Source organism: Mobiluncus mulieris ATCC 35243 (assembly GCF_000160615.1).
Classification (GTDB): domain Bacteria; phylum Actinomycetota; class Actinomycetes; order Actinomycetales; family Actinomycetaceae; genus Mobiluncus; species Mobiluncus mulieris.
In genome coordinates, this window is record NZ_GG668519.1 from 49,623 (window position 1) to 64,315 (window position 14,693).

The window sequence follows — 14,693 nt, forward strand, 5'->3', positions numbered from 1 at the left end:
CCCCATTCTATCCTCTGGTCAGGGAGAATATCCTGCGTTCGGCGGCAACACTGTAACAGAGTTCCAGGTCGATTCTCTCAAGCCCGCAAAGTAGCTCGACAGGTTTTTTGAACTTTCGCGATAACCCGCTGACGAATTTCACGGATATCCTGGGGGTTTAATGTGTGATCTGCCGCACGCAACCGCAATGCGAAAGCCAAGGACTTCTTGCCTTGCCCCAGTTGTTCACCTGTAAAGGAGTCGAAAAGATGCACGCTTTCCATGGCATCCCCTGCGGCCTTGGCGATGGCGTTTTGTACTTTCAAGGCCGCCACATCCGTGTCCACTACGAAGGCAAAGTCTTCTTTGGCGACAGGAAAGGTAGAGACCGCACGTAATTGGAAAGCGCCCTTAGGACGAGCTTTTTCGATGGCATCGAGGTCAATTTCAAAGGCACAGCTGCGTTCCGGCAAACCGAATTCACGACACACCTGGGGATGAAGTTCCCCGGCGTAGCCCAAAACCTTCCCGCCGGTTTCTGCCCCGACCCGGATTTGAGCCACTCGACCGGGGTGGAATGGTGCCACCGACTGGGTGGCTTTCCCGTCATTTCCGCCACACTTCACGTTGGGGGCTTCGGAGCGTACTGTCAGTCCTTGGCTGGTAGCTACCCGCATCGCTAGGGCTATCGCATCAGCCCAGTCCCAAGCACGTGCCGGTTGCCCAGGGTATGCCTCGGTAGCATTACCCGCCAACACTGCCGCAACGCGCCACGGCTGTTTCGGCATTCCGGCACGCAAAGCCTGCATTTCCTCGTCGCTAGGTCGGTGTTCCACTCCAGGAATCGCAGCGGGAACTACCCCGTGTGCCAAGGCCACCTGGTCAAGTTCGTAAATCGCGACACGCTGGTTGCCGCGCGCCACGTTTCGAGAAGCCGTGTTCAGCAGTGTATCCAGAACCGAGGTGCGCAAAGCTGGGGCATCGTCTGCTAACGGATTGGCCAGTCTCACCGTAACGCGCCGGGGGTCGTCAACCGGAAAGCCCTGGCGGTCATGTTCGTCGCCAAGGAAAGGATAGGTCATAACCTCAGTCAGACCCGCTTCCGCCAAGGTATCACTAATTTCGCGGCGGGTGCACAAGACGGCTGGCAACCCTATAGCGGCTGGCCCCACGGGCACCAAGGAAGGAATCTGGTCAAAACCGTCGAGTCGGGCGATTTCTTCCACCAGGTGCGCCGCCCCCACTAAATCTGGTCTCCATGAGGGGGGGGTGACGGTAAAAGCTTTGGCACTATCATCCCGGCAGGTTTGACATCCAATCGCTTTTAGTAGTTCTTCACAACGCTCCGCGCTGTATTCCACTCCTATCAACCTGCTGGCCGCGTCAAACCCCAAGGTAACCGAGGGCATCGGGGCACTATGGTTGACATCGGTAATTCCTTCGTCAATGACTCCCCCGCCGTATTCCACCAGCAGTTCCGCCGCGTATTGCGCTGCCACAGGGGGCAACTGGGGGTCAGTACCACGTTCGAATCGCCGCGAGGACTCGGAGGGAATTTTATGTCTCCGAGCTGCGCGAGCCACTGAAACCGCGTCAAAGTGCGCGGCCTCCAGCAACACATTAGTGGTGGCGGCAGTGATTTCAGTTTCCGCGCCACCCATTACCCCGGCGATGCCAAGTACCCGGGCGGCGTGGCCGCCCTTACAGTCAGTAACCAGTAAATCTTCGGGATACAAGCTGCGTTCCACCTCATCCAAGGTGGTGTGTTTTTCGCCGTCTCGGGCACGCCGCACCACAATTGAGCCTTTAACCTTGTCTAAGTCATAGGCATGCATGGGTTGACCGAGGTCTAGCATCACGTAGTTAGTGACATCCACTGCCAGGGAAATCGAACGCATTCCCGCGCTTTCCAGGCGTGTCACCATCCATTCAGGGGTTTTCGCCTTCGGGTTGAAGCCGCGCACCATCCGGGTGACGAAGCGGTCACAGCCCACGTTGCCACGAATCGGGGCATCATCAGTAATCTCCACCGGAAAACCGGAATTGTTAGCCTCGGCCAAGGGATTCTTAAGATTCTCCGCTAAGCCCCAATCGGTAAAGGCAGCCCCGGTAGAATGGGAGTATTCACGTCCCACCCCGCGCATCGAGAAGCAATAACCCCGGTCGGGGGTGATATTAATTTCTAGCAGCTCATGATTAAGCCCTAGCATCCCCAACAGGTCAGTACCTACCGGGGGAACCTCCATCCCACGTTCGCCCAGGTATTCCTCCAGAACAATAATCCCGTTGTAATCTTCACCCAGACCAAGTTCCCGAGCGGAACAAATCATGCCATCGGAAATATGCCCATAAGTTTTGCGGGTAGCAATCCGAAAATCACCAGGCAGAACCGCACCTGGCAGGGAAACCACTACGTGGTCACCCTCTTTAAAGTTATGCGCCCCGCAGATAATCGAGCGTGAGGCCACATCGGAGGGTTCCTTGCCTGCGCCGGGAGCGTCATTAAATTCCGCCCCCACATCCACGCGGCAATAATTCACGGTTTTGCCATTAGAAGCAGTTTCCGGTTCCATTCGCAAGACTTTCCCACAAACCAAAGGCCCGGTTACTCCGGAGGTATGGATGGTTTCCTCTTCCAAACCGACCTTCACCAAGTCTTTCGCTAGTTGCGCAGCCGTCAAACCCGCCGGAACCTCACACCAGCGCTTTAACCATTCAATCGAAACAAAAGCCATTCCTAGCACCCCTTTCCGTTTAAACCGAATTGGTTGGAAAACCTCACGTCGCCTTCCACAATGTCGTGCATGTCCTCAATTCCGTGTCGCAGCATCAGGGTACGCTCAATACCCATACCGAAGGCGAAACCTTGATAAACCGCAGTGTCTATCCCGCAAGCACGCAGCACATTGGGATTCACCATGCCGCAGCCACCCCATTCAATCCAACCTGGTCCGCCTTTCTTTTGCGGGAACCACAAATCAACTTCGGCCGAAGGCTCCGTGAAGGGAAAGAAAGACGGACGGAACCGGGTCTTGGCTTCCGAGCCGAACATGTGACGCGCCAAGTGATCCAGCGTGCCCTTCAAGTGTGCCATTGTCAGACCCCGGTCAATGGCCAGGCCTTCTACCTGGTTGAACACCGGGGAGTGGGTGGCGTCGAGTTCATCGGCACGAAACACCTTGCCAGGAACCGCCACATAAACCGGCAGCTCGCGGGTGGTCAACACCCGAGCTTGCACCGGGGAAGTATGAGTGCGCATCACCAGGTTAGCCGGATTTTCTGCACTGCCCCCGACTGAGCTTGAATCCACATAGAGTGTGTCTTGCATTTGACGCGCCGGATGGTCGGCATCAAAGTTTAAGGCATCAAAGTTAAACCATTCATGCTCAATCTGGGGACCAGTCGCAATATCCCATCCTAGGGATACAAAGAAGTCCTCGATTTCCTCTTCTATCACCATCAAGGGGTGCCGCGCCCCTACGGGTTGGCGTGAGGGAACCACACTGACATCAACCGTTTCGGCCGCCAGCCGTGCCTCGGCTGCCGCTGCTTCTAGTTCAGAAGTTTTCGCATCCAGTGCTGCCCGCACCCGCCCCTGTGCCACACCAAGATTCTTGCCAGCAGTGGCTTTATCCGCCGGGGGAATGTTCTTCATTTCACGCTTCGCCATGCTTAACGGCGATTTATCCCCGTTAAACCTGGTTCGCGCGGATTTGAGTTCCTCGGGTGTGTTCGCCGCCGCTATCGCCGCCAGTGCTGCCGCAACTTCTTGTTCCAAACCCGCCGTATCTAGCGGGGATAAAATCCCTTCAGCCATGCTTCCCTCGTTTTCTGAGCCTAAGTCTTTCGACTAAACTCTAGTCGAAAGCCAAGACTGGCGGCTAATTCACGCGCGGCGGACAACCGAAACCGTATCAGCGGAACGCTACCCAACCCGCACGATTGCACCCCTAGCTCACCAGCTCGGCGACTGTTCTAAACAGCGAATCACATCAGCAAAAAACCAGCAATTTTATGCGTCATCTTGCGAGAATGCATTGTGCATCTTCATGCTCGCGTCAAACAACACCTTGCCTAGGAGCTCGTCGGTTTCCTTTTGTAACAGTGCTGCGATTTTCTCATTGGCGGCTTCCAGTATTTCTTGTACTTGGGGATTTTCCATGTTCTTCGCAGCAGCGCGTTTATTCTTTTGAGTGGCCAACAGTTTAGCTACTTCCTTATCTGTGGCAGCCACTATCGCCCGAGCTTTAGACACGACAGATTGCTGATAGCGCTGGATATGGGGATTCGTCTCGTGAAAGTGCGCATCGACCATCACCGCCAAAATCCGATTCTGCCAATAATGTGACTCGGTGGTAACCCGATTCGTAGTACCACCCAAATACTGGGGCACGGTGCGCACATTAGCATAGAACGGCACCATTGCATTGAAAGGCATCGCCCCGAAAGCAATCCAGTTCAGCCCCATAGCCGGGGCGGGAACATCGGGACGCAGTTGCAACGCGGCCGTGAAATTCGTACGGTTAATCCCGATGGGACGGTACATGCCTCGTTTATCTGCGCCACCCAAAGACCGCGCCTGATTTTCACGAGCATAAGGGTTAAAGCTCGTCCCCTGATAATGATAGGACAGAGCATATTTCACGTCCTCCATGGTGATTTTGGACTTTGGAGATAAACACCATTCGAGGTCATCGGAATCGGGGGTGAAAGCATCTTGATCCTCGATAAAATCTTCGATTTCCGGGGTGAGATATCGCTGCAAAGCCCAGACTCGTGGCGTATTGTACACATGATCGGTATCGGAATGAGATCCGAAAGCCAAGCGTGGGTTGAAAGTATTTCGCAAGTACTCCGCCACGTCGGACAAATCGATTTCGTCATCCTGGTGTTCCGCATCATAGTCGAACGCCGCCTCCACCACTGGTACCGTGTCCTCGAAATCAGGAATTGAGTTCAAATTCAGGTGATTTTCATCGATAAATTCTCGCAAGTCCTTGGAACACAGGAAGTTCATCCCCTTACCAAAAGCATCCCTTAAATCAAAGAAAGAGATAGAGAATTGGTTGGCAATAACCGCATAGGCATCGTCGGGCAACCGCCTTGCTATCCAGTGGTGTCCCCCGATGGTTTCCAGCCACCATACTTCGTCGGCATCGGCGAATCCAATCCCGTTCATCTCGTAGGTGCCATATTTTTCCAACAGTTTCCCCAGTCGCAGCACCCCCTCACGGGCAGACTTAACATAGGGCAGCACCAAGACCACCATGTCTTCTTCACCAATTCCGCCAGGCTGTTCGGGGACATAGTCGGCCTCGCCTTCGTTGCCTTGAGCGGGCACCAGCTCCACCAGCGGATCAGCCGCCAGCACTCTTTCATTACTGGTCAGGGTTTCGGTTGCGGTCATGGATACCCGAGCTGAATTAATTCCGGCTCCTGCCCACAGACCTTTATCACCCGCTACATCGGGAAACCGGGTATAGCGCAGTCCCCCGGCAGGAAGTCCGATTTCGACGTGGGACACAACCGAGCGATAAGTGTAGGGTTCAGGTTGGGGCTCCACTACCTCAAATTTCTTGATTGAAAACGAGCCGGATCCGGCATCTTCCGTGCGCGCCATGATTGTTGAGCCGTCATTGCTGGCTTCTTTGCCTACCAGTATCGTTGTGCATCCCATTTGTCTCTCCTTAATCACTACGGTTTGATACAACCATTTTATAGTCTGGAAAGAATCAAAATAACAGTTACTTGAAGTGTGCGGTTCCGCTAGGCATAGGATAGAAGCACCAAATCCCGGACGATAAGGAGTGATAGTGACTGAACTAGGACCGAAACCCGGCCGCCCCTTCCGTGCCCAACACGTCGCACAGTATTTCCAGGCAGGCCGCCCGCTTACCATGCTCACAGCCTATGATGCGATGACCGCACGGATTATCGATGCCGCCGGTGTTGACATGATTTTGGTTGGCGATTCCTATGGAACCACCATGCTGGGAATGGACTCTACTGTCGGGGTGACCTTGGATGACATGGTTCGAGCCACGGGTGCGGTGACACGCGGGACAAAACGCGCCCTGGTGGTGGGGGATTTGCCTTTCGGTACCTATGAATCCTCACGCGCGCAAGCCGTGGATTCCGCAGTCGCCCTGGTGCGGGCGGGGGCAGCCGCCGTGAAACTTGAGGGGGGACGGCGCATGGCTGCCCAGGTGAAAGCCATTGTGGACGCCGGTATCAACGTGATGGGGCACCTAGGTTTCACTCCTCAGTCCGAAAACCAGCTCGGCGGTAAAAGAATGCAGGGACGCGGGGATGCCGCTCATGAAATCCTAGAAGACGCCCTGGCCTTGCAGGAAGCGGGAGCTTTCGCCATAGTCTTCGAGATGGTGCCGGCCTCTACCACCGCGATGGCCGCCAAAAAGCTAAACATCCCGATTATCGGCATCGGGGCAGGGCCGGCAGCAGCCGGGCAAGTCCTGGTGTGGTGCGACATGGCGGGGATGCAAGATTGGAAGCCCTCTTTCGCCCACCAATTCGGAAATGTCGGTGCCGAACTATCCCGAGCCGTCCTTGCCTATCGTGACGCAGTGGTAAACGGATCTTTCCCCGCAACGGAAAACTTCCATCAAGATTGACATGTTTTCATGAGGTGCTTACTAAGATGGAAGCATCACTCACAGAAATGGGGATACCTTGATTCACAGAATTACTAAGCAGGACAAACTAGCCAAACGCGCTCCTTTAGGGAATCTGAAACCGGGGCGGGTGTCTGCCACACTTCCGGTTCCCGCCCAGATTCCGCGCCCGGAATACATGTTTCACGACGGGCCGGAACACGTCACTGCCAGTGACACAAAAAGCCCGGAAACCGTCGAAAAGATTCGGATTGCGGGGCGAATCGCAGCCGATACAATTGTGGAGGTCAGCAAGCACATTGCCCCTGGGGTGACCACCGATGCCCTCGACCGGGTGGCACATGAGTTTATTTGTGACCACGGGGCATACCCGTCTTGTCTGGGATACATGGGGTTCCCCAAGTCGATTTGCACCTCTATCAACGAGTGTATCTGCCATGGTATTCCCGACGACCGTCCCCTGGAGGAAGGCGACATTATCAATCTTGATATCACTGCCTACAAAAACGGGGTTCATGGGGATACCTGCGCGATGTTTCCGGTGGGAGAGATTGACGAGGAATCCCGACTGTTGTGCGAGCGCACCAAGGAAGCCATGCTACGCGCCATCAAAGTGTGCAAGCCAGGGCGTTCCATTAACGTTATCGGCCGGGTGATTGAATCCTATGCGGCACGCTTCGAGTATGGGGTGGTACGCGATTTCACCGGACACGGGGTGGGCGAGGCCTTTCACTCCGGGTTGATTATCCCCCACTACGATTCCCCCATGTACAACACGGTGATGGAAGAAAACATGGTGTTCACGATTGAACCCATGCTGACCTTGGGCTCAATTGCCTGGAATCAGTGGTCGGATGACTGGACAGTTGTGACCAAAGACCGGGGTCGATCGGCTCAATATGAGCATACTATTGTAGTAACCGAGAACGGCGGGGAAATCCTCACTTTACCAAGTAGTCAGACAAGTTAGGAATAGTTTTGGTGTTTCTGGGGGTTTCCCCTAGAGTTGTTTTTGCAACTGGACAGCTTTAGGAAGGGTAGAACATGGCTACAAGCTTTGGCATAGACATTGGTGGTTCTGGGATTAAAGGAGCCTACGTAGACCTTGAGACCGGTGATTTTTTCGGGGATCGACTGAAAATCAAAACCCCCAAAAACTCCACTCCCGAGGCGGTTGCTGATGTTTGTCGTGAAATCCTAGAGACTAAAGAGGTTCCCCCCCAGATGCCGGTTGGTATTACTATTCCCGGCCCGGTGAAGAACGATGTCTTGGGTTTCATGGCAAATCTGGATCAGGCCTGGGTCGGAGTGGATATGCGGGTGTTGATGCGCAAGCACACTGGCTACACGGTACGTTGCGTAAACGATGCCGACGCGGCCGGCTACGCGGAATCTTGTTTCGGTGCAGCCAAGGATGTGCCCGGTTTGGTGATTGTCACCACCTTGGGTACAGGAATTGGGACGACCTTGATTTATAACGGCGTGTTGGTACCGAACTGTGAGCTGGGGCACCTAGAGTTGGACGGCCACGATGCCGAAACTCGGGCTTCTTCCGGGGTGAAAACTGCCGAAGGGCTGTCCTTCAAGAAATGGGCCAAGCGTTTGCAAAAATATTACTCCCACCTGGAGATGCTGTTTAGCCCGGATTTATTCGTGGTTGGCGGCGGGGTCTCGCGGGAGCACGAAAAATTCTTGCCTCTGTTGGATTTGAAAACCCCCATTATTCCCGCCCAGCTTTTCAACCAGGCCGGAATCGTCGGCGCGGCAGCACTGGCCGCCGGGGTGTAGTCTCGTAGACATTTAGCAAGAATCCAGAAACACTCTTGCAGACAAAATCAGGGTTACAGCCTCAGGTGCGCGTCAAGGTTCCAGTTTCCCGGCCGCTGATTGTCCGGGGTCTTTAGCGCGGAAAAGCCGGGCGTAAGCCGGATTCTGTAACGCGCTTTGTTGCCGCCGCGCGCTGGTAGCTATTCCTCTGGGATGCCGGTTACCCGGCACCTCTAGCAGCCTACCCGCAGGCCTTGGACGAGCCGCCCAGCCTGCTGCTTGGCCTTGCTCCGGGTGGGGTTTACCCTGCCGCTGCTGTCACCAGCAACGCGGTGAGCTCTTACCTCGCCTTTTCACCCTTACCCCTCGCGCGAATGCATGAGGGGCGGTTTGTTTTCTGTGGCACTTTCCCGCGGGTCACCCCGGGTGGCCGTTAGCCATCACCCTGCCCTGTGGAGTCCGGACTTTCCTCGAATCGTTCGCCTTTCGGCCGCGACCCGCAGCTACCTGCCCGGCTTTTCCGCGTATCTATTCTATGCTACCGGCGCACCAGAATCACTTCGTGGTCTTCGCTGACAATCACTTCGTCGGGTGCGGCTGCTTCAATCCGCGAGATTTCGGCCACCGAGAACATTAGTTGGATGCCGATGGAGCGTCCGGCGTGTACTTCTGCTACACCAATCCCGCTAGAACGCCGGCAGGCCTCGTATTCGTCGACGAGTTCTGGGGGCAAGGATTCTGCCAGGGTGTCGCGTTCGTTTTGTGCCGCGTCCAGTTTGGCTTGGATTTCTTCGGTTTCATGAGTTGCCAGCCCGGCTGCCGAGGTTTTTTCCTCGGACAGTTGGGCTTGTTTAGTTTTTAGAGCCTCCAGCTGCTCTGCAGCTTGATCCACCGCATCCATAGCTTCCAGCGCGGCATCCTCTAAGACCCCCTGTCGAGTGGCGAGCTGGGTGAGTTCTTCTTGAATCCGTTCCATTTCTTTCGGGGATGACTGTCCCGAATCGAGGCGTTGCCGCTGCATTTTCGCCCGTTCCTGTACCTTGTCAACCTCGGCCTCGGCGTTTTTCTGGGCACGGGCAAGGTCGTTTTTCTTCGAGGTCGCTAGGACAATTTCATTTTGTAGCTCTGCGGCGATTGTGGTGATTTCCTTGAGCTTCTGAGCGGCGGGCAGGGTGGCGAGTTCGTGTTTCAGACCAGCGATGGTTTTGTCGAGGTCTTGCAAATCAAGAAGCTTGGCTTGATCTTCGGGCGCAGCTTTCATTCTTCCTCCAGGGCTCTTTTGTTACAGGTCAAGACTACCGGATGTTAGGGTAGGAATGTAGGCATCCCACGGTTCAGATACAATTTTGCTGATTCTGGTTTCCACCGCAAAATTATGTTCCCCGACCCACAGTTCCAGGGCAGTAGCAAGGCGTGGCAACCACAGCCATTCGCTAGCCCAGTGTGAGGGCACCAGCAATGCCGGTGCTCCGCTTTCCTCGCGGTAATCCAGGGCAGGGTGGTGGCGCAGGTCGGCGGTGACGAAGACCTCCGCACCGGACTCGCGGGCGGCCTCCAGTAGGGACTGTCCCGAGCCCCCGGAGACGGCCACGGTTTTCACTTCGCGGTCTAAATCCCCCGCAACCAGCAGTCCGGCAGGACTGTCGGGGAGTACCTCGGCCAAGCGGTTTGCCAAGTCACCCAGAATGCAAGGTTCGGGCAAGTCTCCAACCCGGCCAATCCCCAGTTCGGGGTGATTTGGGTTTGGTTCCAAGGGTCTCCAGGTGGCAGCGGTGAGTCCCGCAGCTTCGGCCAATGCCTCCGCGACTCCCCCGGCAGCGGCATCCGCATTGGTATGCGCATTAAACAATCCCGCGTGAGAGCGGATGAGACGATGCACCACGCGGCCTTTAGCCGTGTCGGTGGACACAAAAGACGTGCCGCGCAGGAACAACGGGTGGTGAGTGATAACCAGTTGAGCCCCCCATTCCAGAGCTTCGTCCACCACGGCCTCGGTGGGGTCAACTGCCAGCAGTATCTTGGTGACCGGGTCTTGGCGGTCGCCGCAAATCAGCCCCACCCGGTCCCAATCCTCTCGCAGTTCCGGGGGGTATTGTTCATCCATCCAGTCGGCAACCTCGCCGAGTGTCAAAGTTTTCCTATTCATACCTCTAGCTTAGCAACACTTCCTAACGGCCACCCCGATACTTCACAACAACCTTCCGTAAACCAAAATAATGGTTCTCCCCGGCCTGTGAAACAAGTCGGGGAGAACCAATTGAATAAAAACTCCCTGATTTATGAATCTTAAGAGGGATTAAAATCCGACGCCTTGCTACGCTTTCTCTCATAATAGAAACACAAACTTGTTAGTATTCCTAAAACGGGAAGGGAATATATAGCCAGCTTGGGTGACGACGCAGCCATACCATAAACTCCAACAAGAATTACTAAATCACGAACACATCGCGACAGAGAAATTCCCAACGAGTTATGGTTATAAATCACTAAAGCAATGATTATGGTTATAAAGAAAGTGTGACAGGAATAAAAAATAGTAGCGTATTCCACATGAAATTTTTCATCAATCTCTACAGCTGCCGCCAAAGCCATACCAAACATTAGCACGTGCAGCGCGGCTTTGTCATACAATTCCTTTAGCACGAGTTTCTCTCCTTTGAATCTGTCGTTACAGTCCTCTTTTAGGGATTTGGCTTAAGGTTATCACCACGTTTTTGCTTCTGTCTATGCTCCATATGGCTATTTTGGATTATACTTTTGGCTACCTCTCTACCTATCCATTTGGAGTATTGACATGGAACAGGGGCTAAATACACTATATCAGTATGAAGTATGTGGGCATTTTTCTACTCATGTTGCTAAGCGCTCTTCCCAGCGGGCAGCTGGAGGCCAGTCGTCCTCCTGACCTGTCATCAAGTACCACCAGCACGGCAGGAACTACTACGGTGAGACTCCACACCCAGAATCAGCCCAGAACGTTACCTTGTAAACTGAAGTACCCACCTCAATTGCACTTCCTCTGCGAGAAGTAAGACCTATAGCGTTAGCGCAGTAATCCAACTGGTGTTGTCGGTGTTGGTGGTGACAGTACCGCCTAGAGCCTCGACCCGATGCCGGATACCGACCAGCCCCTGATTAGTACTCGGGAAACCCATGTCCTTTGGATTAATCTGGTTGGCACTATACAGATATATTCTCTCCGAGGTGGTGCGTAGCAACAGTATCACCGGGTAATTGGGATTGGCATATTTCAGGGCATTGGTCGCCATCTCGCGCAGGCAATCCCGTAAAACCAAAGTTTTTGTGTCCGACACTTCCTCTAAGTTGCCCCGGAGTTGCAGGTTAAGTTCGAAACCAGAACGCTGCAAGGTATCTGCAAACTCCTGCAAAGCATCTTCTAAATCAGCTCCAGCGATTGATGTCGGGATATCACCTCGCGAGGTGCGCACAGCTATTTTAGACACAGCGGAATCCCCTGACCACTGCTTAGATTGAAGTTGCAGTTCCTGCACCAAATCGCGCATCTCACGCAGCCCCCGGGCAGATAACTCATGAATCCGACGTAACTGCTCGTCACCCACGACTTCGGTCTTGTCCGTTCGCGGGCTGGACAGAATACTGATTTGCACCAGGGCATGGGAAACCGAATCATGCACCTTGGTCGCAAAAACCTGACTCTGCGCCGCCAACTGCAAACGGCGGTTCTCCCGCTCTACTTCGTAAAGACGACGATAACTCGCAATAGACAAGCCGACAACAATAGGAACCACATCGAAACTGGACGCATAAAGAGCCGTGAAAAATGGTTCATCTGCTAACACCATGCCCCAAGCGCTAGCAGCAATCACCAGCGTTCCAGCACTTATACCCATGACTGCTGGACTCGTGGCACACAAGTAGCCCACCGCGAACCATATGAAATCCGAGCTAAAGGAGACAGGTGCAGGAGACGCTACTAAAACCGCATATACCCCGCAGGCTATTAGTAAACCCATATGTCTGAAACGGATAGAGAGCAGCGCCGGAACCAGAACCGCTACCCACATTGTCCATTGCATCACTGTGGTATCGGCGCGAAGCAGCCTGATGAACTGCATGAGTTCTATACCCACCACCACTAGTGGATACCAGTAGCGTTTCAACCAGTGCTTTAACCAAGCCAGGCACCTAGACTGTTTCCGCTGCTTCACTGTAACAACCCCGCGCGAAACGCTTTCGCCACTATTCCGGCACGATTATCTGTACCGAGCTTGTCCATTATCGATTGCACGTGTTTCTTAACGGTGGCCACGCTGATGTCGAGCTCGCTAGCAATCTGCTTGTTCTCTAGCGCTTCGGCTACCAACCGCACTACCTGGAGTTCTCTTTCACTCAGAATTCCATGCGATTTTACGTATTCTTCGCCTTCAGCCGCGTCAGCCGCGAGTCCCGTAAGGCGTGCGACCACCACTTGAGAACACTTCGGTGAAAACACCAACTCGCCACGTAAAGCCCGGCGCAAACTCTGGGCAATCAGCCCGGCATCATCTTCTTTCATGAAGAATCCCACTGCCCCGGCTCGGAAAGCGGCCTGTACCTTGTCCAAGGTGGTCAGGGCGGAAACCACCACAATCAGCGGCGGCTCGTCTCGACGCTGAAACTCCGTAATCGTCTCGATGCCGTCCATCCCGGGCATCTGCAAATCCAGCAGCAGAATTTCTACCGGCCCAGACTTGAATGCTTCCAAGGCCGCCTCACCGGAATCCACGTCCCAAGCAATCTCTATATCCGCCTCCCGCCCCAGGGTATCCACCAGCAACCGACGCACCATGCCATCGTCATCAACCAAACCAATCCGCAAAACGCCCACCTCCTCTTGATTACCAACAATTTACCAAAAATCAACAAATAAGGGAGCTATTATTTTCAATTAGGTGCGCAGCATTACGTGGCACGCCCAAGGCGGGGCATCAAAAGTATCCGCTTCTCTCTGTCCAGGAAGATGTTGGGCTTCCATGAACCCGCTTGGGTAGGTAGGGTGGTAGCCAAAAGTATAGGTTCTACTATCCTTTTGAACCATAGACAGACACTCAAGGATGGCCTTAGACTGAAGAAAACAGCGAGTTCAGAAAAGAGATGCTTCAAATGGAGGAATCCACCAGTCCAGTCAAACTGCGGGTAGCACACGTGTTGGAGGTTTTAGCGTTTTGGGCGAGTGCCACAGCGGCGGCATTGCGGAGCTTTAATTTCCACTTTGCGATTTTCCTAGCGCTATCAGCGGCAGCAATAGCGGTTTATGGCGCTACTTATTACATCGTGTTCCGAAAATTAGATATCGAAACAAAATCGAAGCATTGTTATTTCAACAATTTCTGCCTCACTATCGTGGCTCCATTATTCGCGTTATACCCGCCCTTTGGCCGAGGAGCGTGCCTGGCCATGATTTTTGTTTCCCTGGTTATTATTTATCGATCCGTTACCCGCCCCGGGGGACATCCAGCACCCCTGTCCAAGAAATTCTGGGATCGCAAAATCTACGAAGGATTCTAAATAGCCCCTCATGATACCCTAACTTGAAACAAAACCAAGGAGGAACAAGATTATGAAGCCGGAGCTACCCCCAACAGTATCTTGGTGACCGGGTCTTGAAATCACCGCAAATTAGACTGACTCAATCCCAATCCTCTCGCAGTTCCGGGGGTAGGTTTCGCCAATCCAATCGGCAACTTTGCCAAGCATTAGCCCCTTTCCTGCCCGCACCTATAGGCTAGCAACTCACACGTATCATTCTCAACCCATGCGTAAGGCATTTCATAGCGGTACAGCGCGTTATTGTGACCTAAATATCATTTTGTGCGTCTGTAAATTTTCGTCTTTATGTGTGCTTGCTGTTGGCGTGGCGTAAACCCTGGTCTCATGTTTGGTTTTTCATGCTAGAGGTCATAATATAGTAAAACAATCAACGAAAAGGACAACATGAAATGAAAACTATTCAAAAAGACACTCTTTACTTAGGTGTTACGAACACTGTTGATAAGAAAAGAACTGTTTATACTATCAGCAATTTTTCGGCATAAAAATTACTCCAATGTTAACCTTGATTTTTCTAAGTTTAGGAATGCTTTCTCTCCTTATGAGAGCAAACCTGCTTTTACTTTATGGAAATTTTTTCCCAGCTGTAGGTGTACGCATAACCCTGTCTGATTGGATAGCGGGAGCTGATAGGCTGCAACGGTCGAAAACCCACTTTTATGGTAGATTTTTCTCTATTTTGGCCAGTATTCTAGGGGGTTGTAGCGGACTAGGCTTGGCACCGTGGCCAGTCACGCCGGGTGA

General features: G+C 53.5%; 12 protein-coding genes and 1 other RNA gene. 4 read left to right on the forward strand and 9 right to left on the reverse strand.

The annotated features are described in order from the left end of the window. Nucleotides 1–77 precede the first annotated feature (77 nt). The 3 genes from pheT to HMPREF0577_RS05245 form a co-directional block, all read right to left on the reverse strand. Nucleotides 78–2,714 carry a phenylalanine--tRNA ligase subunit beta gene (gene pheT / locus HMPREF0577_RS05235; RefSeq protein ID WP_004012686.1) on the reverse strand — a complete coding sequence of 879 codons (2,637 nt, stop codon included), beginning with the start codon at nucleotides 2,712–2,714 and terminating at the stop codon, nucleotides 78–80. 2 nt (nucleotides 2,715–2,716) lie between these two features. Next, complete coding sequence (pheS, locus tag HMPREF0577_RS05240; RefSeq protein ID WP_004012687.1) at nucleotides 2,717–3,796, reverse strand: phenylalanine--tRNA ligase subunit alpha; 1,080 nt, start codon at nucleotides 3,794–3,796, stop codon at nucleotides 2,717–2,719. Between the two features lie 195 nt (nucleotides 3,797–3,991). Continuing rightward, nucleotides 3,992–5,656 carry a C69 family dipeptidase gene (locus tag HMPREF0577_RS05245; protein ID WP_004012688.1) on the reverse strand — a complete coding sequence of 555 codons (1,665 nt, stop codon included), beginning with the start codon at nucleotides 5,654–5,656 and terminating at the stop codon, nucleotides 3,992–3,994. A 136-nt stretch (nucleotides 5,657–5,792) separates the two neighbouring features. Here HMPREF0577_RS05245 and panB point away from each other — a divergent pair, with 136 nt between their 5' ends. From panB to ppgK, 3 genes are all read left to right on the forward strand, one after another. After that, on the forward strand, nucleotides 5,793–6,611 hold the full coding sequence (gene panB / locus HMPREF0577_RS05250; protein ID WP_036342498.1) for a 3-methyl-2-oxobutanoate hydroxymethyltransferase: 819 nt from the start codon (nucleotides 5,793–5,795) through the stop codon (nucleotides 6,609–6,611). Nucleotides 6,612–6,669: 58 nt separating this feature from the next. Then, a complete protein-coding gene (gene map, locus HMPREF0577_RS05255; RefSeq protein WP_004012690.1) occupies nucleotides 6,670–7,581 on the forward strand; it encodes a type I methionyl aminopeptidase in 912 nt (303 codons plus the stop codon). 74 nt (nucleotides 7,582–7,655) lie between these two features. Beyond that, nucleotides 7,656–8,399, forward strand: coding sequence for a polyphosphate--glucose phosphotransferase (gene ppgK, locus HMPREF0577_RS05260; RefSeq protein ID WP_004012691.1), 744 nt, complete (start codon nucleotides 7,656–7,658; stop codon nucleotides 8,397–8,399). A 118-nt stretch (nucleotides 8,400–8,517) separates the two neighbouring features. On the opposite strand, the gene rnpB is transcribed toward ppgK, so the two are convergent. From rnpB to HMPREF0577_RS05285, 6 genes are all read right to left on the reverse strand, one after another. Then, an RNA gene (gene rnpB, locus HMPREF0577_RS10570) (RNase P RNA component class A) lies at nucleotides 8,518–8,897 on the reverse strand. 19 nt (nucleotides 8,898–8,916) lie between these two features. Beyond that, entirely contained in the window at nucleotides 8,917–9,639 is a 723-nt protein-coding gene (locus tag HMPREF0577_RS05265) for a zinc ribbon domain-containing protein (protein ID WP_004012692.1), read from the reverse strand. Between the two features lie 21 nt (nucleotides 9,640–9,660). Then, the gene (locus tag HMPREF0577_RS05270; protein ID WP_004012693.1) at nucleotides 9,661–10,524 is read right to left on the reverse strand and encodes a Nif3-like dinuclear metal center hexameric protein; all 864 of its coding nucleotides are present in this window, start codon (nucleotides 10,522–10,524) and stop codon (nucleotides 9,661–9,663) included. Between the two features lie 140 nt (nucleotides 10,525–10,664). Beyond that, the gene (locus tag HMPREF0577_RS05275) at nucleotides 10,665–11,021 is read right to left on the reverse strand and encodes a hypothetical protein (protein WP_004012694.1); all 357 of its coding nucleotides are present in this window, start codon (nucleotides 11,019–11,021) and stop codon (nucleotides 10,665–10,667) included. A 392-nt stretch (nucleotides 11,022–11,413) separates the two neighbouring features. Continuing rightward, the gene (locus HMPREF0577_RS05280; protein ID WP_004012695.1) at nucleotides 11,414–12,568 is read right to left on the reverse strand and encodes a sensor histidine kinase; all 1,155 of its coding nucleotides are present in this window, start codon (nucleotides 12,566–12,568) and stop codon (nucleotides 11,414–11,416) included. Continuing rightward, nucleotides 12,565–13,227 (reverse strand): response regulator transcription factor, encoded by a 663-nt coding sequence (locus HMPREF0577_RS05285; protein ID WP_004012696.1) that lies wholly within the window; start codon nucleotides 13,225–13,227, stop codon nucleotides 12,565–12,567. Before HMPREF0577_RS05285 ends, HMPREF0577_RS05280 begins: the two co-directional genes overlap by 4 nt. Nucleotides 13,228–13,502: 275 nt before the next feature. Here HMPREF0577_RS05285 and HMPREF0577_RS05290 point away from each other — a divergent pair, with 275 nt between their 5' ends. After that, nucleotides 13,503–13,907: a hypothetical protein gene (locus HMPREF0577_RS05290; protein ID WP_004014509.1), complete on the forward strand. Its 405-nt coding sequence runs from the start codon at nucleotides 13,503–13,505 to the stop codon at nucleotides 13,905–13,907. Nucleotides 13,908–14,693: the final 786 nt, after the last annotated feature.